At 66.8% G+C, this 1,543-nt stretch carries 1 protein-coding gene; it reads left to right on the top strand.

From position 1 onward, the window contains the following. The first annotated feature begins 200 nt into the window (after positions 1 to 200). The gene (locus tag JF66_RS19315) at positions 201 to 1,304 is read left to right on the top strand and encodes a hypothetical protein (RefSeq protein WP_035880509.1); all 1,104 of its coding nucleotides are present in this window, start codon (positions 201 to 203) and stop codon (positions 1,302 to 1,304) included. Positions 1,305 to 1,543 lie beyond the last annotated feature (239 nt).

The following is a 1,543-nucleotide window of genomic DNA, read 5'->3' as shown; positions in this document are numbered from 1 at the left end:
TACTGGGACGGGCCCGCGGTCCACTGACATCGAGATGAGCAATTTACTGACATCGAGATGAGCAATTTCCGCTGATTACTGACATCGAGATGAGCATTCTCAAAATCACAAGCGCTGTACCTTACAACGCCCAAAAGCGTTTCGTATTTCGTTACGTATTCTGTATTCTGTTACGTATTTCGTCATGCTAGAGTGACGTTATGAGCGATCAGCTGCAGCAGACAGAGCCACGCACGTGCCGGTTCCCCGGATGCGAACGCCCCGCCGTCAGCGCGGACGCCGGCACCGGCCGGCCCCCCGAGTACTGCGACGACGAGGGACACAACCGCGCCGCTGCCTGGCGCGCGCGCCGCCGCCTCGCCGCCGAGCCCGCCCGGAGCGTCGAGGACGAGAAGCGCCCCGTCGACGCAGCGCGCCAGCGCGCGGGAGAGCTCCGCGGACAGGTCGCCGGGATGGTCGAGCATCTCGGCCAGCAACTGACCGCGCTCGTCGAGGAGCTGCGCACCGTTGCCGACCCCGACGCCGCAGAAGCCCAAATCGAATCCGTCACCACGGAAGCCGCCGAACGCGTCGCCGCCGCGACAGCACGAGCGAGCCGTGCCGAGCAAGCCCAGCGCCGGGCCGAGGCCGAGCGGGTGGAAGCTGACGCCGCCGCTACGGAAGCATCCGAACTCGCCGATCAGCAGCAGATCGCTCTCGCGGCCAGCCAGGAGGAGCTGGGGGAGCGGGCGGTGACTCTCGACCAGGTGACGGCCGAGTTGACCGCCGTTCGGACGGAGGCCGAGGCTCAGAACGTCCAGGCGCAAGCCGAGCTGGCTCAGATGCGCGCGCAGCTCGCCACCGTGCGCACACGGTTGGAGGAGACGGAGCACGAACGCGACGACGCCACGGCGCGGGCCGAAGCGGCGTCCGCTGCGCGCGCCGAAGCCGAAGAGCGAGCTCGAGGCGCGGTCGCCCGCGCCGACGACGAAGCGGCCCGAGCGCAGCGCGCCGAGACGGACCTCGCCAAGATTCGGGACCAGCTCGAGCAGAGTCGAGCAGCCCACGACACGGCGCGGGAAGAAGCCAGCTCGCTGCGCGAGCACCTGGCAACCGCGAACGTCGAACGTGACGCAGCACGTACCGACGCTGAACGTGAACGAACTCACGGCGAGCAGCGCGTCAGTGACCTTCGCACCACGCACGACCAACAGCTAGCCCAGCTCCGGGTCGAGGCGGCAGAACTGCGACAGGAAGCACGCGAACAGCGAAGCCGCGCCGACCAGGCAGAAGCCCGCCCCGCCGCAAAGAAGCCCACACAGTAGGCGGCAGTTCGCACCCGCGCGCGCCGAGTTTCCTCGAGTGAAATACCCGGCGCTGATCGCCCCTTATCCATGGCCATGCTCTCGCATTGACGCGCCGAACTGGATTCGTTGCCTGGAAAGTCGGGGGAGGGCATTGGGCGTGGACTGGTCAGCAGCGGTCGACCGGCTGTAACGTCGCATCATGTGCGGCAGACTTGTGGTCTCAAATACAACCAGCGAACTCTTGAGCGCCTTCGACG

Source organism: Cryobacterium sp. MLB-32 (assembly GCF_000738085.1).
In the GTDB taxonomy this organism is placed as follows: Bacteria; Actinomycetota; Actinomycetes; order Actinomycetales; family Microbacteriaceae; genus Cryobacterium.
Note: the sequence above shows the minus strand (reverse complement) of the source record. Positions and strands in the feature narration are given on the sequence as shown.

Bases quoted from the DNA above. Each gene is read 5' to 3' on its own strand.
- JF66_RS19315 (WP_035880509.1), top strand. From the start codon at position 201: ATGAGCGATCAGCTGCAGCAGACAGAGCCACGCACGTGCCGGTTCCCC.